Origin of the sequence: Pantoea sp. SO10, assembly GCF_005281435.1 — a bacterium.
Lineage (GTDB): Bacteria > Pseudomonadota > Gammaproteobacteria > Enterobacterales > Enterobacteriaceae > Pantoea > Pantoea leporis.
In genome coordinates this window covers 3,136,587-3,153,191 of sequence record NZ_CP040095.1, presented here as the reverse complement: position 1 = coordinate 3,153,191, position 16,605 = coordinate 3,136,587, and the positions used below count along the sequence as shown (strand labels likewise).

Below are 16,605 nucleotides of genomic sequence, written 5' to 3'. Positions count from 1 at the left end.
GATTAGGCTCCTTCACGGTCTAAAGCACGCAACAGCATGCTTTTCGAAATGATACCGACGTACTGATTCTCTTCGCTGACTACCGGCACGGCGCAGGGCGCTTGTGCCACATGCGACAGCAGATCGTTCAGGGAGGTATCGGCAGGAACCGCTAAGGGCGTGTCGAGCAGCGCGCTATCCAGCCCTTCACCGGCCGCCAGCGCGGCTTTCAATGAATCGGTGGACACCACGCCAACAAACTTCTGTTTCTCCAGCACGTAGCCATATTCGCGATCTTCATCCTGCAGCAGCTTGATGGCGGATCGCGGACCAAAACCGGCGGCTTTGCGGATCAGTGAACCCGCGCTGCGACGCGCGATATCTTTGGCGCTAAACACGTGACTAATATCGACGCCGCGGAAGAAGGTGCGCACATAATCATTGGCAGGATTATTGAGGATTTCATCCGGCGTGCCGACCTGTACCACTTCGCCGCCCTGCATAATGGCAATGCGGTCGCCAATACGCATCGCTTCATCGAGGTCGTGAGAAATAAATACAATGGTACGCTGATGTTTGGCCTGCAGTTTTACCAGTTCATCCTGCATTTCGGTACGAATCAACGGATCAAGTGCTGAGAAAGCTTCATCCATTAATAAAATATCAGGATTAATCGCCAATGCGCGGGCTAATCCAACGCGTTGACGCATGCCGCCAGAAAGTTCATCGGGATAAGAGTGGGCGTAATTATCCAGGCCAACCTGACGCAATGCTTCCAGCGCTTTTTCCTGACGTTCGGCTAAGGGAATGCCGGCTAATTCCATGCCAAAGGCGGCATTATTTAGCACCGTCATGTGTGGCATCAGCGCGAAGGATTGAAATACCATACTGATCTTATTTCTGCGGACTTCACGCAGTTCCGATTCCGATATTTTGGCAATATCGACACCGTCTATGATTACCTGGCCGCGAGTGGGCTCGATCAGACGATTGAGAAGGCGAACCATGGTGGACTTACCTGAACCTGAAAGCCCCATGATGACGAAGATCTCGCCTTCTTCAATGGCCAGACTGGCATTTTTGACGCCAACAGAGAGGCCGGTTTTTGCCAGAATACTCTCTTTGCTTTCGCCTTTATCGAGCAGCTTAAATGCCTTTTCGGGATTATCCCCAAATACTTTATATAAATTCTTTACTTCGAGTTTAATTGCCATGCAGTAATTAATTTCCCGGTTAAATGTTTAACTATTTCTTGTTGTGGTCCTGATTAAAATTAAGCGCCCTATACCCTAACATAGTGAAATTATCTGACAACCCTGAATGGCGATATTCGGCGGCGCGCGCAGCAGTCAATCGCTAAAATCGCCAGTGCTCACAAGGGATGCGCGCGGATTAATTTTTTGCATTTGAGAAGTGAATTTATGTGCGTTTCAGACTGTTTCTGGTGCAGAGCGGCCGAAAATCAATCCAAAAGGAAGAAATATAAGTGAAATAAATGGGTGAGAAGAGCGGAAATAAGATTGGTTTAAAAATTAATTATCACTGAATCAATACGCTAAATAATTCGCGTCACAGCAAGGCGACAAGCCCACTCGACCCAGCAGCATAGTGAACTATGGGACTGGGAAGAGTGGGCGCAGTCAACGCTGCTGTGCCAAAAGTAGGTGCCGCCAGGCAACGCGAACTATGACGCGTATTAAAAATTCCAGTCTTCGTCTTCGGTTTCCACGGCTTTCCCCATTACATAAGAGGAGCCAGAACCTGAGAAGAAGTCGTGGTTTTCATCGGCGTTGGGCGACAGCGCGGACAAAATCGCCGGGTTCACGGCGGTCAGTTCCGCCGGGAACAGCGCTTCGTAGCCGAGGTTCATCAGCGCTTTATTGGCGTTGTAGTGCAGGAAGGTTTTCACCTCTTCCGCCCAACCGACTTCACCGTACAACGCTTCGGTATACACCACTTCGTTTTCGTACAGCGCCAGCAGCAAATCAATCGCGAACTGCTGCAACTCTTCGCGGCGGCCAGCATCGACGTTTTCCAGCGCCTTTTGGTACTTATAGCCGATGTAGTAGCCGTGTACCGCTTCGTCGCGAATGATCAGGCGAATCAGATCTGCGGTGTTGGTCAGCTTGCCACGGCTCGACCAATACATCGGCAGCCAGAAACCGGAGTAGAACAGGAACGATTCAAGGAACACGCTGGCGATTTTCTTCTTGAGCGGATCCTCGGCGCGATAGTGCTCCAGCACAATCTTCGCCTTGTTCTGCAACGCTTCATTCTCTTCACTCCAGCGATACGCCGCATCGACATCTGCGGTGTTACACAGCGTGGAGAAAATCGAACTGTACGAACGCGCATGCACCGCTTCCATAAAGGAGACGTTCGACAGCACGGCTTCTTCATGTGGCGTAATCGCATCTTCCATCAGACCCGGCGCACCAATCACGTTCTGGATGGTGTCGAGCAGCGTCAATCCGGTAAACACCCGAATAGTCAGCTGCTGTTGCTGGTGGTCCAGCGACTGCCACGCTGGCAAATCGTTGGAGAGCGGCACTTTTTCCGGCAGCCAGAAGTTACTGGTCAGTCGGTTCCACACTTCGAGGTCTTTTTCGTCCTGGATGCGGTTCCAGTTAATCGCTTGAATTTGTTTGAGTTGCATAGTTTTCATCACAGTGAGCAGGAGACGCAGCCCTGCACCTCGGTGCCTTGAAGCGCCATCTGGCGCAGACGAATGTAATAGAGCGTTTTGATGCCTTTTTTCCACGCGTAGATCTGCGCTTTATTGATATCGCGCGTGGTGACGTCGTCGCGGAAGAACAGCGTCAGCGACAGGCCTTGATCGACGTGCTGCGTGGCTTCGGCGTAGGTATCAATAATCGCTTCCGGCCCAATGGAGTACGCATCCTGATAGAGGTCGAGATTGTCGTTGGTCATAAACGGTGCCGGATAGTAGACGCGGCCAGTTTTGCCCTCTTTACGGATCTCAATGCGCGACACAATCGGGTGAATGCTGGAGGTCGCATGGTTGATGTACGAGATCGAACCGGTGGGCGGAATCGCCTGCAGGTTCTGGTTGTACAGCCCATGTTGCATCACTGCTGCACGCAGCGCTTGCCAGTCGGCCTGCGTTGGCAGAGTCAGTCCGGCATCGGCGAACAGCTTTGCCACGCGTGCGGTGCGCGGCAACCAGCGCTGTTCGACATATTTATCGAAGTAACTGCCGCTGGCGTATTTCGACTCGGCGAAACCGTCGAAACTCTTCTGATGCTCCTGCGCCAGCAGATTCGAGGTGCGCACGGCGTGATAGGTGACGCAATAGAAGTAGAGATTGGTGAAATCCAGCGCCTCTTCTGAACCGTACGCCATGCCTTCGCGCGCCAGATAACCATGCAGGTTCATCTGACCGAGGCCAATCGCGTGCGAGCGGCGATTGCCTTCCGCCACCGAAGGCACCGAATTGATCTCACTCATCTCGGAAACGGCGGTCAGTGCACGCACGGCGGTTTCCACGGTTTGCGCCAGATTGCGCGAATCCATGGCATGCGCAATGTTGAGAGAGCCGAGGTTGCAGGAGATATCTTTGCCGACGCGACGATAGCTAAGATCGTCATTGAATTCGCTGGCGCTGTTAACCTGCAAAATCTCGGAACAGAGATTACTCATGTTGATGCGCCCGGCAATCGGGTTGCTGCGGTTCACGCTGTCTTCAAACATGATGTACGGGTAGCCCGATTCAAACTGAATCTCCGCCAGCGTCTGGAAGAAATCGCGCGGCTTGATGTAGGTTTTGGTGATGCGATCGTCCGCCAGCATCTCATCGTAATGCTCGCTGATGCTGATATCACCAAAGGCTTTGCCGTAGATGCGCTCGACATCGTACGGCGAGAACAGCGCCATATCGCGATTCTCTTTCGCCAGCTGGAAGGTGATATCCGGGATCACCACGCCGAGCGACAGCGTTTTGATGCGGATCTTCTCGTCGGCGTTTTCACGTTTGGTATCAAGAAAGCGGAAAATATCCGGGTGATGCGCATTCAGCCACACCGCACCTGCGCCCTGACGTGCACCCAGTTGGTTAGCGTAGGAGAACGCATCTTCCAGCATCTTCATCACCGGAATTACGCCGGACGACTGGTTCTCAATGCGCTTAATCGGCGCGCCTGATTCACGCAAATTGGAGAGCAGGAACGCTACGCCGCCGCCGCGTTTCGACAGTTGCAGCGCCGAGTTCACCGCGCGACCAATCGATTCCATGTTGTCTTCGATGCGCAGCAGGAAGCAGGAGACCAGCTCGCCGCGCTGCTGCTTACCGCAGTTAAGGAAAGTTGGCGTAGCCGGCTGGAAGCGACCGCTCAGCATTTCCGCCAGCAGCTCGCGCGCTAAGGTTTCATTGCCGCGTGCCAGCGTCAGCGCCACCATGCAGGCGCGCTGTTCGAAGGTTTCCAGATAGCGTTTGCCGTCGAAGGTTTTCAACGTGTAGCTAGTGTAAAACTTCCACGCCCCGAGGAAGGTGTGAAAGGCGAACCCTGCCGCATCAGCTTCATCGTGCAGCTGACACAGGAAATCGAAAGCGTACTGATTTAGCACCTCGGCTTCGTAGTAGCCTTCGGCCACCAGATAGCGCAGGCGCTCGCCTGCCGAGGCAAACTGCACGGTATTGGGTTGTACATGCTGCAGGAAGAACTGGCGCGTCGCTTCGTGATCTTTACTGAACTGGATGCGGCCATCGGCGTCATACAGGTTCAGCATCGCGTTAAGCGCGTGGTAATCAGTCAGCGAGCTGTTTAGGGTGTCTGTCGTTGCCAAAATTGGGTCACTCCCGCTTTTACATTAGCGATATCGTCGGGGGTTCCCATCAGCTCAAAGCGGTAGAGATAGGGAACCTGACATTTCTGCGCAATGATGTCGCCCGCCAGGCAATAGCCTTCACCGAAGTTGCGGTTACCGGCAGCGATCACCCCGCGAATCCCGCGTCGGTTGGCATCATCATTGAGGAATTGAATCACTTGTCTCGGCACTGCACCGCGCGAACTGCCGCCGCCGTAGCTCGGCACCACTAAAATGTAGGGCTGTTCAATATGCAGGCGCTGCTTGCCGTCAACCGGAATGCGGCGGGCAGGCAGCCCAAGACGCGTGATGAATCGGTGCGTGTTTTCCGACTGGCTAGAGAAATAGACCAGTGGAAACATGGCTTATCCCCCGACGGCCGCGAGCTGGCCCAGGCTGGCAATTTTGTCGGGACGGAAGCCACTCCAGTGATCGTCTTGCGTCATCACCACTGGCACCTGGCGGTAGCCGAGCGATTTGAGGTTGTCGATGGCTTCAGGTTGGGTATCAAGGTTGATCAGCTGATAGTCGATACCTTTGCGGTCCATGGCATTTTTAGTCGCATTGCACTGGACACAGTTGTCTTTGGTGTAAATAATAATGCGCATGATTCGTATTTCCCTTTGATTGCGGTCAGATTGCGAGATACGAAGCAAATTCCTGTTTGCATCGAACTTCGTCCTTGACGATATTTGGTAGTTAGTTGATGGGTTGAATACTAGATGTAGTGGGTAAAAGGGTCAAGCCCACCAGATATAGGGTTTTGTGATTATGATCTTCGGATATTCGCTAAGGCCAGAGATCATGCGCCTTCCAGGCCGGAAAAATTTTTTGTAAAGGGAATGGAGTGGGAAGGTTGGTTGGATTTTGTGCGATTTGGCCCTCATCCCAGCCTTCTCCCGCAAGCGGGAGAAGGCGCCGATCCAGCATAGGTGTTACAGTTGAACGCCACCTAAACATTCCCTCTCCCGCCTGCGGGAGAGCAGCTGTGTTTAAAGTCAATGGATGCCGCTACGCCGGCCTCCATTCTTTATTGTCCCTCAGCATCGCGTTCAAAATGGTTATCAGCTTTCTCACACACGCCGTTATCGCGACTTTGAACACTTTTCCCCGCCCTGTCAGGCGCTCAAAAAAAGCTTTGATTGTTGGGTTGTAACGCACCGCCGTCAGCGTGGCCATATACAGCACCGACCGCACCGCACTTCGGCCGCCCCAGATGCAGCGCTTACCTTTCATTTTTCCGCTGTCGTGCGCGTAAGGGCACACGCCGACCAGCGCACTGATTTTATGACGGCTCAGCGCTCCCAGTTCCGGCAACATTGACAGCAACACAGCCATCGTCGTCGGTCCTATTCCCTTTACCTCTTCCAGAAGCTTAACCTTCTCTTTCCACAGCGGCATCGTTCTTATCTGTCTGTCGATATCGTCATCCGCATCCTTAATCTCCGCTTTCAGCCAGTCAATATGACGCTTGAGGCTCGCCGATATGGCAACGTCATCACAGCTTTTATACCGGTTTATTTCCATCGCACGATTCTCAACCAACTGCCTGCGACGGGTCACCATGCCTGCCAGCCGTTGTGTCTGCTCATCCGGCGTGGCGCGTACTTCCGGCTCCATGCGCCGGCCAAACTCGCAGATGAGGCGCGCGTCGTTTGGATCGGTTTTATGCAGCGTTCCCGTTGCGCGGGCGAAATTTTTTACCAGACGCGGATTGACTACAGCAACGGCAAAGCCCTGCAGCGTCAGCGTGGCGGCCAGCAGCGAGTGATAGCGGCTGGTTGCTTCCATAACCACAAGTTTCACGCGAAGGGCAGACAATACGCTCAGCAGTTGCTGATGACCGTCGGGTGAATTATCGAGATGCAGATAAGTACAGGAAGTATCGATATAAACGTCAAACGTCTCTTTAGCAATGTCGATGCCGATTACAGAGTATTCAGTCATTTCACATCTCCCGGCCTTGTAAGATACGGACTCGCAGAGCGGTCCTGGCAGCTGTTCGGGTTAAGAGAAAAACTGACGTTCCGCCATAAGCTCTCCCGCGGGCTTGATGTCCCAGAGGGCAGACGGGCTGAAACGTCAGGTACAACGCTTTGACAGTGTAGCCGCCCGGAGGCGGGTAACTAAGATGACTTTAAACATACAAGGGTTAGGGTGAGGGAAAGCGCGCACTATCTCGCGCCCACAAAAAAGCCCCGCATCAGCGAGGCTCATTGCATCAACGAACACAGGCTTATCGGCGTGAAGATACCAGTAGCGCGCCAAGCACTAAGCCTATCGCCGCACCGACGCCCACGCCGTGCCACGGCTTGTCATGGACATAGGCATCAACCTGCGTACCCGCATCACGTGCCGCTTGCGATACGCGACTCTGTCCGCCGCTCAGTTTGGCACGCGTCTGCTTCAACAGCGCCTGCGCCTGGCTACGGGCATTATCAACTTCGTCTTTAGCTTCACTGCCATAAGATTTAAGTAACGCCTCTAGCGAATCGGCCAGCTCGTTTACATCCTGATTGATATCAATGTCATCGTTTTTTGCGCTTCGATTAAACATTTTTTAGCTCCCTTTGATTTAACACGTAATACTTAGTGTAGACGAAGCGTGATTAAACGCAGGGATGTGCCAGGCTTTAGGGAAAATTCCGAATGCCCATGCCATCCTGCTGCTGTAAGGTTGCGGGGCTGTGAGAAGAGAGGAGCAAGCATGTATTTACGACCAGATGAGGTAGCGCGCGTACTTGAGAAAGTGGGCTTCGAAATGGATACCCAAACGCCAAAAATTTACGGTTATCGTCGCGGCGAAAACTATGTGTACGTCAATCGCGAAGCGCGTATGGGACGGACCGCCTTAATCATTCACCCGACGCTGAAAGAGAAAAGCCAGAGCTTTGCTGAACCGGCTTCAGAGATGAAAACCTGCGATCACTACACGCAATTCCCACTCTACTTAATGGGCGATTCGCAGGAGCATTACGGCATTCCGCACGGCTTCAGCTCGCGCGTTGCGCTTGAGCGTTATCTGCAAGGCGTATTTGGCGCCTGAACTTGCGCCCCGTTTCACGCGGGGCCGCAAACCCTGACTCAATCCTCTCCTTCTGCCCCCGTTGCAAATCCGCACGCTGACGCGTATAACCTTGTGTCCATATAGATGTTCAGACGTCCATACGGATAAATATCATGCAAACTCAGGATACGCCTCCACAGGAAAACTTTAAGCGCACCATGAAAGTGCGGCATCTGGTGATGCTGTCGCTGGGCGGTGTGATCGGAACCGGGCTGTTCTTCAATACCGGCTACATCATCTCAACCACCGGTGCAGCCGGCACCTTGCTGGCCTATCTGATTGGTGCGCTGGTGGTGTGGTTGGTGATGGTCTGTCTTGGCGAACTGGCCGTGGCGATGCCGGAAACCGGCGCGTTCCACGTCTATGCCGCGCGCTATCTCAGCCCGGCCACCGGTTATACCGTCGCCTGGCTTTACTGGCTCACCTGGACGGTGGCGCTGGGTTCCAGCCTGACCGCCGCCGGGTTCTGTATGCAGTATTGGTTCCCAAGCGTGCCGGTGTGGACATGGTGTCTGGTGTTCTGCATCGCTATTTATCTGCTGAATATCGTCTCAACGCGCTTCTTTGCCGAAGGTGAATTCTGGTTCTCCATCATTAAAGTGATCACCATCATCGCCTTTATCATTCTCGGTGCGGGTGCGATCTTTGGTTTTATCCCGATGAAAGACGGCAGCGCTGCGCCGGGATTACACAATCTCACCGCTTCCGGCTGGCTGCCGCACGGCACGCTGCCGATTCTGATGACCATGGTGGCGGTCAACTTCGCTTTCTCGGGCACGGAATTGATCGGCATCGCTGCCGGTGAAACCGAGCAGCCACAAAAAGCGCTGCCGCTGGCGATCCGCACCACCGTCGCACGGTTGATCATCTTCTTTATCGGCACGGTATTTGTGCTGGCGGCGCTGATCCCGATGGATCAGGCCGGGATCGTCAAAAGCCCGTTTGTGCTGGTGTTTGAAAAGATCGGCATCCCGTACGCGGCGGATATTTTCAACTTCGTGATCCTCACCGCCATTCTCTCCGCCGCCAACTCCGGCCTGTATGCTTCTGGCCGCATGTTGTGGTCGCTGGCTAATGAGAAGACGCTGCCGCGCTGTTTTGCGCGCGTCAACCGTCGTGGCATTCCCGTGCTGGCGCTGACCGTGAGCATGATTGGCGGCTTGCTGGCGCTGTTCTCCAGTGTGATTGCGCCGGACACAGTGTTTGTGGCGCTGTCGGCGATTTCCGGTTTTGCCGTGGTGGCGGTGTGGCTCAGCATCTGCGCCTCGCACTATGTGTTCCGTCGTCGCCATCTGCAGGCGGGCGGCAGCTTACAACAGCTGGCGTATCGCGCGCCGCTCTATCCGCTGACGCCGATTCTGGGCTTCCTGTTATGCCTGCTGGCGTGCGTCGGACTGGCGTTCGATCCGTCGCAGCGTATTGCGCTGTGGTGCGGCATTCCGTTTGTGCTGTTCTGCTATGCCGCATACCATGTCACGCAACGACGCAAGTCATCCCTTAAGGCTGAGGAGGCCAACGATGTCGCGTAATCCTGTCGCGCAGGCTCTAACCCAAACTGACACGCTGATTCTGGATGGCGCGCTGGCGACCGAGCTGGAGGCGCGCGGCTGCAATCTGGCCGATGCGCTGTGGTCGGCCAAAGTGCTGATGGAAAATCCTGAGCTGATTTATCAGGTGCATCACGACTACTTTGCTGCCGGCGCGCATGTGGCGATCACCGCCAGCTATCAGGCCACGCCGCAGGGTTTTGCCGCGCGCGGCTTAGATGAAGCGCAGGCGCTGGCACTGATCACCCAGAGCGTACAGCTGGCGCAGCGCGCGCGTGATGACTATCGCGCATCTTCCGCCAGCACCGCGCCCTTGCTGGTGGCCGGTTCGGTCGGGCCGTATGGCGCTTTTCTGGCCAATGGTGCGGAGTATCGCGGTGATTACGCGCTGCCGGAAGAGGAGATGAAAGCGTTCCACCGTCCGCGCGTGAAGGCGTTGCTGGAAGCGGGTGTCGATCTGCTGGCCTGTGAAACGTTGCCGTCCTTTACCGAAGCGCAGGCGCTGGTGAGTTTACTGGCTGAATTCCCTGCCAGCAGCGCGTGGTTCTCCTTTACCCTGCGCGATGCCGAACACATCAGCGACGGCACGCCGTTGAGTAAAGTGGCTGAGCTGGTGCATGCGGCACCGCAGGTGGTGGCGGTTGGCATCAACTGCGTGGCGCTGGAGAGCGTAACGCCCGCTCTGCGCCGCTTCCAGGCGCTGTGTGATAAGCCGCTGCTGGTCTATCCGAACTCCGGCGAGCAGTACGATGCCAGCAGCAAAACCTGGCACTCCGCGCCGTCGGGCTGCACGCTACATGACAAATTCGCCGAATGGCAGCAGGCGGGCGCACGTCTGATTGGCGGCTGCTGCCGAACCACGCCGCAGGATATCGCGGCGATCGCTGCCTGTTGTCAACCGCAATAAAGCGCAGAAAATCATCAGTGATAGCGCGATTAAGAACAGAAGGGCAGTTTACACTGTCCTATCTGATGCTGAAGCGGACCTGCTATGAACCTGCGACCTCTTTTTCCTGCCTGTGCGCTGCTGCTGAGCGGCTGCGCCACCATTGTCGGCACTGAAACGCAACCGGTGAAAATCGACTCCCTGCCGCAAGGCGCGCGTTTCACCGTGCAGGATGAGACCGGCCGCGCGGTGGCGCAGGGCTATACGCCGCAAACCGTCGAGCTGGCGAAATCGACCGGGAATTACTTTGGTAAGAAGCACTATCAGGTGATGCTGGAGAGTCCGGGCTACGTGCCGCTAACCTTGCCGATCGAGGCCAATGCCAATCTGTGGTATTTGCTGGGCAATATTCCGCTGTTGGGCTTCCCCGGCTGGCTGCTGGTCGATCCCTTCTACGGCGGCATGTACGAACTCAAACCAGAACATCCGCAGCCGAAGCTGAACGTCGTCGGCGCGCGGGGTTGAGGAGTGTTGGTCGCCGGCAATAGCGACCAAACGTTCACTGCGCGGTAGGCTTGACCATCGCATTGACGCTTTTATGCTGCGCCAGATGCTGCTGCTGGAAAATGCACATGCGGATGGTGTTGCGGTATTCGCCGTTGATGAAAAACTCGTGCTTCAGTACGCCTTCCACCTCAAATCCCAGCTTGGTGTAGATATGCACCGCCTTCTTATTCTCTTCATCGACAATTAGATAGAGTTTGTAGAGATTCAGCACCGAAAAGCCGTAATCCATCGCCAGCTTTGCCGCTTTGGTGGCTAAGCCTTTGCCCTGATGGGAAGGATCGATAATGATCTGAAACTCAGCGCGGCGATGCACGTGATTAATCTCGACCAACTCCACCAACCCGGCTTTGTGTCCATCATGCTCCACCACAAAGCGACGCTCGGTTTGGTCATGGATATGTTTGTCATACAGGTCTGAAAGCTCGACAAACGCTTCGTACGGTTCTTCAAACCAGTAACGCATCACGCTGGCGTTGTTATCTAATTGGTGCACAAAGCGTAAATCTTCCCGCTCCAGCGGACGTAACTTAACCGTCATACGGTGTTCCTTGTTGTTGAATGTTGCTCCACGATGCGGCCCTGCGCCATACGCGCCGCGCGATCGCACATGTGATCGATCACATCCGGATCGTGGCTGACCAGCACCATGGTTAAACCATCTTTTTGCTTTAGATCGTTGAGCAGGTTGAGGATCTCAGCCTGCACCGACATGTCCAGCGCCGAGGTCGGCTCATCCAGCAGCAGGATCTTCGGTTCCAGCAGCAGGGCGCGCACAATCGCCACGCGCTGCCGCTGACCGCCTGAAAGCTGATGCGGATAGCGATCTGCCAGCGCCGGATCGAGCCCGACATGACGGAACCCGGCATTAATGCGGTCGTCGATGTTATCACGTTTGAGCATTTTCAGCGGTTCCGCCAGCGTGCGACGCAGGCGATGGCGCGGATGCAGCGAAGCGTAGGGATCCTGAAACACCATCTGCACATCGCGGCGCAGCTGGCCGGTAAACGCTTTGCCGGGCTGCACGGCGGTGCCCGCCAGCGACATGCTGCCGCTCCAGTGCGGATTCAATCCCGCCAGCACCCACAGCAGCGACGACTTGCCGCAGCCGGACGGGCCAACCAGACCAAAACACTCACCGGCCGCGACCTGCAGCGACACATCGTGCACCACGGTGCGCAGCTCGTAACCTTGCTTGTGCGAAACGCTGAGGTTCGCTAACTCAATCATAATTCTTCTCCAGCGCGGCACGATCCAGCACCGGTAAACGCTCGCCGTGCGTGGCTTTACTCGGACGACAGGCCCACAAGGTGCTGGTGTAAGGATGGCTGGCGTTGGAGAGTTCGGACGCCGGCAAGGTATCCAGCACGCGGCCCTGATACATCACCATCACACGTTCGCAGTGCTCGGAAACCTGTTGCAGATCGTGGCTGATCAGCAGCAAACCCATGTTGCGCTGCTCAACCAGACGACGAATCAGCGCCAGCACCTGATCGCGCATCGCGTGATCGAGTGCCGACGTAGGTTCATCGGCGATCAGCAGTTCAGGATCGGTGATCAGGGCGATCGCCAGCATCACGCGTTGCCCCATGCCGCCAGAAAGTTGATGCGGATAGCGTTTCATCAGCTGACGCGGATCGGGCAAGCCCACCGCATCCAGCATCTCGCACACTTTCTCTTTACGTTCAGCGCGGCTCAATGTGTGGTGCAGCACCAGCGGTTCTTCCACCTGCCAGCCAATGGTGCGCGTGGGATTGAGCGCATATTTCGGATCCTGCATCACCATCGCCACTTTACTGCCGCGTAGCTGGATCCAGTCACGCTCGCGCAGGCTCAGCGCATCGGTGCCGACAATCTGCAAACGATCGGCCTGCAAGTGCAGCGAAGGTGACAGCAAGCCCATCAGCGTACGTGCGGTGAGTGATTTACCGGAACCGGATTCACCCACCAGCGCCACGCGCTCGCGGCCAATTTGGAAGCCGATGTTATCGACCAGCAGCGCATCATCGCTGCGAATCGTCAGGCCTTGTACATCAATTAACAGATCATTTGGCATGACGAGTATCCAGTCGGTCACGCAGGCCATCGCCTGTCAGGTTAAACGCCAGGCTGGCGAACAGAATCGCGCCGCCGGGTGCGGCGGCTACCCACCATTGGTCGAAGATCACTTTACTGCCTTCTGCCACCATCGAACCCCATTCGGCGGTAGGCGGTTGCACGCCCATGCCAAGGAAGCCGAGGCCCGCCGCTGAAAGAATGATTCCGCCGAGGCTCAGCGCGGCACGTACCACCGCCGTTGGCATACACAGCGGCAGAATGTGGCCAAACATCAGGCGTAAACCGGTGATGCCCTGCATGCGCGCGGCGGCGAGGTAATCACTGCGGCGCAGCGCCAGCGTTTCCGCGCGCGCCTGACGGGCAAACGGCGGCCAGCTGGTGAGCGCCAGCGCCAGTGCGCCATTCATCAAGCCGGGGCCGAGCATGGCGACCAGCGCCAGCGCGATCACCAGATTCGGCAGCGACAGGAAGATATCGGTTATGCGCATCAACACGCGCTCGGTCCAGCCGCCCACGTAACCGGCGGTGATGCCGACCAGCAGGCCAACCGGAATGGTCAGCACCAGAATCAGTGACACCAACAGCAGCGTGGGGCGCGCGCCATAAATCACGCGTGACAGCAGATCGCGGCCAAAGCCATCGGTGCCAAACCAGTGCAGCGCCGATGGCGCCTGCAAACGCTGGGAGATGATCTGCGCATTGGGATCGAAAGGCGCCAGCAATGGCGCGAACAACGCCATCGCCACCACAATCAGCACCAGCGTCAGGCCGATGGAAAGCGAGGTCACGCGCGCGCGGCGGCGGCGCGGACGCAGCGTTTCCAGTTCAGAGAGTTGTTGAGTCATCGGGTTCTCGGATCGGTTAACCAGGTCAGGGCATCGGCCAGCGCGTTGAGCAGAATAAAGCAGCTGCCAATTAGCAAGGTCGAGCCGAGAATCGCCGGTACATCGGAGGAAAACAGCGCGTTAGTCATGTAGCGACCAACGCCCGGCCAGGCAAATACCGTTTCGGTCAGTACCGAACCTTCCAGCAGCGTGGCGTAGGAGAGGGCGATAACGGTAATCAGCGTGCCCAGCACGTTGGGGAAAATATGACGCAGCAAAATGCGGCCACGGCTGGCACCTTTCGCACGCGCCAGCACCACATACTCTTTGCTGCTCTCTTCCAGCAGCGCCGCGCGCAGCAGGCGCGTGATACCCGCCATCGCCAGCAGGCCGAGAATCACCACCGGCAGCCACAAGTGGGCAATCGCATTGCGGAACATCTCGGGATCGCCGGACATCCAGCTATCAATCAGCACAAAGCCGGTTTTTGGCTCTAGCGTGTAGATCCAGATGTCATCAAGCTGGCCCGGTCCGGCGGACCAGTGCAGCACGGCATAAAACAGCAGCAAACCCAGCAGGCCGAGCCAGAACACCGGCACCGAGTAGCCGAGTAGCGAAACAAAACGCGCCACGTTATCGATTATGCTGCCCGGCTTCCACGCCGCCAGCAGCGCTAAGGCAATGCCGAACACCGCGGCAAAAATCATCGCGCAGGTGGCCAGCTCAATGGTGGCCGGGAAGGTGCGCATCAGATCGGCGCTGACCGGTTGATTGGTCAGATGCGATAAGCCGAGATCGCCGCGCGCCAAATGGCTGATATAGCGCCAGAACTGCACCAGCACCGGCTGATCGAGGCCGAGATCGTGGCGCACCTGCGCGTAGGTGGCTTCGCTGGCGTGATCGCCTGCGATCTGTTGCACCGGATCGACTGGCGACAGGTGCGACAGCATAAAAGTGAATGCTAACAAACCAACCAGCGTCACCAGCAGCGAAAGCAGGCTGGTGACGATGTGGCTAATGCGTTGCCAGAGTGGCCGGGCGAACCCGGCCTGTGAAGCTGACACTGCCATTACTTAGAAACCTGCGAGTAATACACCATGTCCGGGTTGATACCCTGCACATAGCCTTGCAGATTGTCGCGCAGCGCAATCAGGTTTTTCGCCTGCAAGCCAATCACGTACGGCGAGTTCTTCAGCACTTCACGCTGCATCGCCTGATAGAGTTCGACGCGCTTGTTGTTATCGCTCTCGGCGGTGGCGGCCAGCGTTTGCTTGTTCAGCTCCGGGATGTGCCAGTCGGAACGGTAAGCCACGGTTTTGCTGCCATCTTCCGGGTTGTAAGCGAAGGACGCGGCGTTGGTGTTGGGATCGAAATAGTCTGCGCCCCAGGCGTTCAGGGTGGCTTCATATTTGTGCGCCTTCACGCGGGTCGAGACTTCAGAGCTCAAGCCCGGTTGCACTTCCACTTTCACGCCGCCTTTGGCAAAGCTGCCCTGCAGCGCCTGTGCGATATCGAGGTAAGGCGGCTGGTTGCTGGTGGAAAGCGTGAAGCTGACGTTGGTCAGACCGGCTTTCTTCAGAATCGCTTTGGCTTTCTCAGGATCGTAAGTGTACGGCGTGTCGTTGATTGCGCCGAGGAAGCCTTTCGGCAGGAAGGTTTGATGCACGTCGAACTGGCCTTTCAGCAGGTCGTTAGCGATACCTTTATAGTCGAATAGGTATCGAGCGGCTTCCCACAGCGCCGGGTTCTTCAGCACCGGGTTTTCACCGATGTTGAACTGGATGTAATAGAGAGAAGCCATCGGAATCGCTTCGGTCTTCACGCCCGCTTTGCCTTTCAGCGAGGCGATCTGATCCGCACCGAGGTTACGCGCGATATCCACATCGCCCTGTTCCAGCAGCAGACGACGCGCAGCCGGTTCCGGAACGTTTTTAATCAGGATATTTTTCAGCTTCGGAGCGCCCGCTGGCGAAGTTGGATTCGCGCTCAGCAGAACCGCTTCGTGCAGCACCACTTTACGAATCTGATACGGGCCGCTACCGGCAGAGTGAGTACCGAGCCACGCGTGGCCGAAGTCACCGTTCTTCGCGTTGGCCTGCGCGGTTTTCTCATCAACAATCGAAGAGACCGGCGCGGAGAGCAGGCTGAGCACATACGCCGGGCTGACGTTGGCGCTCCAGCTGATCTGTACGTGGTTGTCATCAACCTTTTTCAGGAAGGTATCGACGTTGTCTTTATTCCAGCCAAGTTGGGTAAGAATAAAGGAGGGATCGAGGTTGAGTTTCACCACGCGACCCAGTGAGAAGATCACATCCTCAGGACGCAGCGGATTGCCGCTGGCGAACTGAGCACCTTTGCGTAGTTCAAACGTCAGGCTGCGATTATCGCTGCCCGCTTGCCAGGACGTGGCCAGCGTTGGCTGCAAATCGGTTGGATTAGTGGGATCGGACTGAACCAGGCGCTGATAAATGTTAGTGAACGCTTGCACCGTGGTGAGTTCGAAGCCCTGCGCAGGGTCGAAGCTGTCGGCATCATCGGTAGACTGGGCAATCACCAGCGTATCTTTCGGCGTCGCTGCCTGAACCGAGAAGGCGGCTACCAGCGATAACGCCAGCAGTGATGGAATAATTTTTTTCATGTTGTTTCCTTGCCTAAAAAAAGTAACGCGAGTTTACGAGAGCGCAGCAGTGAAGAATAGTCAATTTCAGGCTATGCATATGCATTAATGATCTAAGACGCATGGTTCAGTTATAAGGGAAAACCGCACAATCCGTAGCGGCGCAATTCATTGCGCAATGTGTGGACGGGCTTTGGGTGCAGGATCGTTAACGCAAAATCGCGCGATTAATCACGCCG

17 protein-coding genes are annotated in these 16,605 nt (G+C 56.0%); 4 read left to right on the top strand and 13 right to left on the bottom strand.

Translation table 11 applies throughout. The features are described 5' to 3' along the window. Positions 1-2: 2 nt before the first annotated feature. From proV to FCN45_RS14580, 7 genes are all read right to left on the bottom strand, one after another. Entirely contained in the window at positions 3-1,193 is a 1,191-nt protein-coding gene (gene proV / locus FCN45_RS14610) for a glycine betaine/L-proline ABC transporter ATP-binding protein ProV (protein ID WP_137386318.1), read from the bottom strand. 482 nt (positions 1,194-1,675) lie between these two features. Next, positions 1,676-2,635, bottom strand: a complete 960-nt coding sequence (nrdF, locus tag FCN45_RS14605; protein WP_036647504.1) for a class 1b ribonucleoside-diphosphate reductase subunit beta — start codon at positions 2,633-2,635, stop codon at positions 1,676-1,678. An 8-nt stretch (positions 2,636-2,643) separates the two neighbouring features. Next, positions 2,644-4,782 (bottom strand): class 1b ribonucleoside-diphosphate reductase subunit alpha, encoded by a 2,139-nt coding sequence (nrdE, locus tag FCN45_RS14600; RefSeq protein WP_101763438.1) that lies wholly within the window; start codon positions 4,780-4,782, stop codon positions 2,644-2,646. Further along, positions 4,761-5,165, bottom strand: a complete 405-nt coding sequence (nrdI, locus tag FCN45_RS14595) for a class Ib ribonucleoside-diphosphate reductase assembly flavoprotein NrdI (RefSeq protein ID WP_061718050.1) — start codon at positions 5,163-5,165, stop codon at positions 4,761-4,763. Before nrdI ends, nrdE begins: the two co-directional genes overlap by 22 nt. Before the next feature lie 3 nt (positions 5,166-5,168). Then, entirely contained in the window at positions 5,169-5,411 is a 243-nt protein-coding gene (gene nrdH / locus FCN45_RS14590; RefSeq protein WP_137386317.1) for a glutaredoxin-like protein NrdH, read from the bottom strand. Between the two features lie 403 nt (positions 5,412-5,814). Continuing rightward, the gene (locus tag FCN45_RS14585; protein ID WP_137385699.1) at positions 5,815-6,750 is read right to left on the bottom strand and encodes an IS110 family transposase; all 936 of its coding nucleotides are present in this window, start codon (positions 6,748-6,750) and stop codon (positions 5,815-5,817) included. A gap of 289 nt (positions 6,751-7,039) precedes the next feature. After that, complete coding sequence (locus tag FCN45_RS14580) at positions 7,040-7,360, bottom strand: DUF883 family protein (protein ID WP_008101623.1); 321 nt, start codon at positions 7,358-7,360, stop codon at positions 7,040-7,042. 150 nt (positions 7,361-7,510) lie between these two features. On the opposite strand from FCN45_RS14580, the gene FCN45_RS14575 reads away from it, so the two are divergent. The 4 genes from FCN45_RS14575 to FCN45_RS14560 all read left to right on the top strand — a co-directional run bounded on the left by FCN45_RS14575 (position 7,511) and on the right by FCN45_RS14560 (position 10,828). After that, the gene (locus tag FCN45_RS14575; protein WP_008101622.1) at positions 7,511-7,849 is read left to right on the top strand and encodes a DUF2002 family protein; all 339 of its coding nucleotides are present in this window, start codon (positions 7,511-7,513) and stop codon (positions 7,847-7,849) included. Between the two features lie 134 nt (positions 7,850-7,983). Then, positions 7,984-9,399, top strand: a complete 1,416-nt coding sequence (gene mmuP / locus FCN45_RS14570) for an S-methylmethionine permease (RefSeq protein WP_101763440.1) — start codon at positions 7,984-7,986, stop codon at positions 9,397-9,399. After that, a complete protein-coding gene (gene mmuM / locus FCN45_RS14565; protein WP_137386316.1) occupies positions 9,389-10,324 on the top strand; it encodes a homocysteine S-methyltransferase in 936 nt (311 codons plus the stop codon). The genes mmuP and mmuM overlap by 11 nt, the downstream gene beginning before the upstream one ends. Positions 10,325-10,408: 84 nt before the next feature. Next, the gene (locus FCN45_RS14560) at positions 10,409-10,828 is read left to right on the top strand and encodes a hypothetical protein (protein WP_137386315.1); all 420 of its coding nucleotides are present in this window, start codon (positions 10,409-10,411) and stop codon (positions 10,826-10,828) included. A gap of 34 nt (positions 10,829-10,862) precedes the next feature. On the opposite strand, the gene speG is transcribed toward FCN45_RS14560, so the two are convergent. The 6 genes from speG to FCN45_RS14530 are packed head-to-tail and all read right to left on the bottom strand — an operon-like array spanning position 10,863 to position 16,387. Beyond that, positions 10,863-11,408 (bottom strand): spermidine N1-acetyltransferase, encoded by a 546-nt coding sequence (speG, locus tag FCN45_RS14555; protein WP_137386314.1) that lies wholly within the window; start codon positions 11,406-11,408, stop codon positions 10,863-10,865. Continuing rightward, positions 11,405-12,097, bottom strand: coding sequence for an ABC transporter ATP-binding protein (locus FCN45_RS14550; protein WP_137386313.1), 693 nt, complete (start codon positions 12,095-12,097; stop codon positions 11,405-11,407). Before FCN45_RS14550 ends, speG begins: the two co-directional genes overlap by 4 nt. Further along, complete coding sequence (locus FCN45_RS14545) at positions 12,090-12,923, bottom strand: ABC transporter ATP-binding protein (protein ID WP_137386312.1); 834 nt, start codon at positions 12,921-12,923, stop codon at positions 12,090-12,092. The genes FCN45_RS14550 and FCN45_RS14545 overlap by 8 nt, the downstream gene beginning before the upstream one ends. Then, positions 12,913-13,770, bottom strand: coding sequence for an ABC transporter permease (locus FCN45_RS14540; RefSeq protein WP_101763443.1), 858 nt, complete (start codon positions 13,768-13,770; stop codon positions 12,913-12,915). The genes FCN45_RS14545 and FCN45_RS14540 overlap by 11 nt, the downstream gene beginning before the upstream one ends. After that, complete coding sequence (locus tag FCN45_RS14535; protein ID WP_137386311.1) at positions 13,767-14,819, bottom strand: ABC transporter permease; 1,053 nt, start codon at positions 14,817-14,819, stop codon at positions 13,767-13,769. Before FCN45_RS14535 ends, FCN45_RS14540 begins: the two co-directional genes overlap by 4 nt. Further along, positions 14,819-16,387, bottom strand: coding sequence for an ABC transporter substrate-binding protein (locus FCN45_RS14530; protein ID WP_137386310.1), 1,569 nt, complete (start codon positions 16,385-16,387; stop codon positions 14,819-14,821). Before FCN45_RS14530 ends, FCN45_RS14535 begins: the two co-directional genes overlap by 1 nt. Positions 16,388-16,605 lie beyond the last annotated feature (218 nt).

Excerpts from the sequence above, each read along its gene's own strand:
- proV (WP_137386318.1), bottom strand. The coding sequence starts at position 1,193 with ATGGCAATTAAACTCGAAGTAAAGAATTTATATAAAGTATTTGGGGAT.
- nrdF (WP_036647504.1), bottom strand. The coding sequence starts at position 2,635 with ATGCAACTCAAACAAATTCAAGCGATTAACTGGAACCGCATCCAGGAC.
- nrdI (WP_061718050.1), bottom strand. The coding sequence starts at position 5,165 with ATGTTTCCACTGGTCTATTTCTCTAGCCAGTCGGAAAACACGCACCGA.
- nrdH (WP_137386317.1), bottom strand. The coding sequence starts at position 5,411 with ATGCGCATTATTATTTACACCAAAGACAACTGTGTCCAGTGCAATGCG.
- FCN45_RS14585 (WP_137385699.1), bottom strand. The coding sequence starts at position 6,750 with ATGACTGAATACTCTGTAATCGGCATCGACATTGCTAAAGAGACGTTT.
- FCN45_RS14580 (WP_008101623.1), bottom strand. The coding sequence starts at position 7,360 with ATGTTTAATCGAAGCGCAAAAAACGATGACATTGATATCAATCAGGAT.
- FCN45_RS14575 (WP_008101622.1), top strand. The coding sequence starts at position 7,511 with ATGTATTTACGACCAGATGAGGTAGCGCGCGTACTTGAGAAAGTGGGC.
- mmuP (WP_101763440.1), top strand. The coding sequence starts at position 7,984 with ATGCAAACTCAGGATACGCCTCCACAGGAAAACTTTAAGCGCACCATG.
- mmuM (WP_137386316.1), top strand. The coding sequence starts at position 9,389 with ATGTCGCGTAATCCTGTCGCGCAGGCTCTAACCCAAACTGACACGCTG.
- FCN45_RS14560 (WP_137386315.1), top strand. The coding sequence starts at position 10,409 with ATGAACCTGCGACCTCTTTTTCCTGCCTGTGCGCTGCTGCTGAGCGGC.
- speG (WP_137386314.1), bottom strand. The coding sequence starts at position 11,408 with ATGACGGTTAAGTTACGTCCGCTGGAGCGGGAAGATTTACGCTTTGTG.
- FCN45_RS14550 (WP_137386313.1), bottom strand. The coding sequence starts at position 12,097 with ATGATTGAGTTAGCGAACCTCAGCGTTTCGCACAAGCAAGGTTACGAG.
- FCN45_RS14545 (WP_137386312.1), bottom strand. The coding sequence starts at position 12,923 with ATGCCAAATGATCTGTTAATTGATGTACAAGGCCTGACGATTCGCAGC.
- FCN45_RS14540 (WP_101763443.1), bottom strand. The coding sequence starts at position 13,770 with ATGACTCAACAACTCTCTGAACTGGAAACGCTGCGTCCGCGCCGCCGC.
- FCN45_RS14535 (WP_137386311.1), bottom strand. The coding sequence starts at position 14,819 with ATGGCAGTGTCAGCTTCACAGGCCGGGTTCGCCCGGCCACTCTGGCAA.
- FCN45_RS14530 (WP_137386310.1), bottom strand. The coding sequence starts at position 16,387 with ATGAAAAAAATTATTCCATCACTGCTGGCGTTATCGCTGGTAGCCGCC.